The sequence below is a fragment of the Pseudomonas sp. HMSC067G02 genome (genome assembly GCF_001813485.1).
In the GTDB taxonomy this organism is placed as follows: Bacteria; Pseudomonadota; Gammaproteobacteria; order Pseudomonadales; family Pseudomonadaceae; genus Pseudomonas; species Pseudomonas aeruginosa.
In genome coordinates this window covers 1-1,492 of record NZ_KV812696.1, presented here as the reverse complement: position 1 = coordinate 1,492, position 1,492 = coordinate 1, and the positions used below count along the sequence as shown (strand labels likewise).

1 protein-coding gene is annotated in these 1,492 nt (G+C 66.4%); it reads left to right on the top strand.

Annotation, left to right across the window (positions count from 1 at the left end; all coding sequences use genetic code 11):
* Positions 1-1,492 (top strand): PqiB family protein (locus HMPREF2914_RS18970; protein WP_049285292.1); only part of this gene is annotated, 1,492 nt, incomplete at both ends.

Here is a 1,492-nt window from a genome sequence, read left to right as displayed (position 1 = left end):
CGACAGCCCGCCGACCGATCCGAGCAAGCCGTTCCGCCTGTACGACGACTACGACGCGGCCCAGGCCGGTCTGCGCGTGAAGCTGAAGATGAACGACGTCAGTGGTATCGATCCGGGCCGCACCCCGGTGATGTTCAACGGCGTGCAGGTCGGCCTGGTCAAGTCGATCGACATGGACAAGGACTACAGCAGCGCCACTGCCGACCTGGCGATGGATCCGCGGGTCGAGGACATGCTGCTGGAAGGCACCGAATTCTGGACCGTCAAGCCAAGCATCTCCCTGGCCGGCATCACCGGCCTCGAGGCCCTGGTGAAAGGTAACTACATCGATGTGCGCTTCGCCAAGAGCGGCGCGCCGAGTCGCGAGTTCACCATCCGCCCGAAAGCGCCGCCGCTGAACACCGACGCGCCCGGCCTGCACCTGGTGCTGACCAGCGACAAGCTCGGCTCGATCGACATCGGCGCGCCGATCCTCTACCGCCAGGTCCGCGTCGGCAGCGTACAGAGCTACCAGCTGTCGCGCGACCGCCAGCGAGTGGTAGTGGGTGTGCACATCGAGCCGGAGTACGCGCACCTGGTGAATACCTCGACGCGCTTCTGGAACTCCAGCGGGATCACCCTGACCGGCAACCTCAGCGGCGTGCAGGTGAAGAGCGAGTCGCTACAGACCCTGATCACCGGCGGGATTTCCTTCGACACCCTCGATCCGAAGGCGCCGACCGTGACCAAGGTGCGTCGCTTCACCCTCTTCGACAGCGAGGAGGCGGCGATGGCCCGTGGCGTGGAGATCCAGCTGAGCATCGACAATGCCGATGGACTGCGCGAAGGCACGCCGATCCGCTTCAAGGGCCTGGACATCGGCAAGATCGAAAGCGTCGAGCTGAACCCGGACCTCTCCGGGGTACTGATGAAGGCCCGCCTGACTTCCGCCGGCGAGCGCGTCGCCCGCAGCGGAACCCGCTTCTGGGTGGTGCGTCCGGCGCTCGGCCTGCTGCGTACCGAGAACCTCGGAACCCTGGTCAGCGGCCCCTATATCGAGGCGCTGCCGTCGAGCACGCCGGGCGAGCGCCAGGCACGCTTCCAGACTCTCGCCGAAGCGCCCAACCTGCTGGGCCGGGAAAACGGCCTGCGGCTGACCCTCAGCGCGCCGCGCAAGGGCTCGATCAAGCCGGGCAACCTGGTGACCTACCGGCAGATCCCGGTGGGCAAGGTCGTCGACCTGGCCTTGGGCGAACAGGCCGACCGGGTGCTGATCAGCATCCTCATCGAACCGCGCTACGTACCGCTGGTGCGTACCGGCAGCCGTTTCTGGAATGCCAGCGGCTTCGGCGTCGACGCCAGCCTGTTCAAAGGTCTGTCGCTACGCACCGAGTCGATGGAGGCGCTGATGGAGGGCGGCATTGCCTTCGCCACCCCGAACAATGCGCAGATGGGCGAGCCCGCCAAGCCGGGGCAGACCTTCGCCCTGTTCGATTCGGCCAATGACGAATGG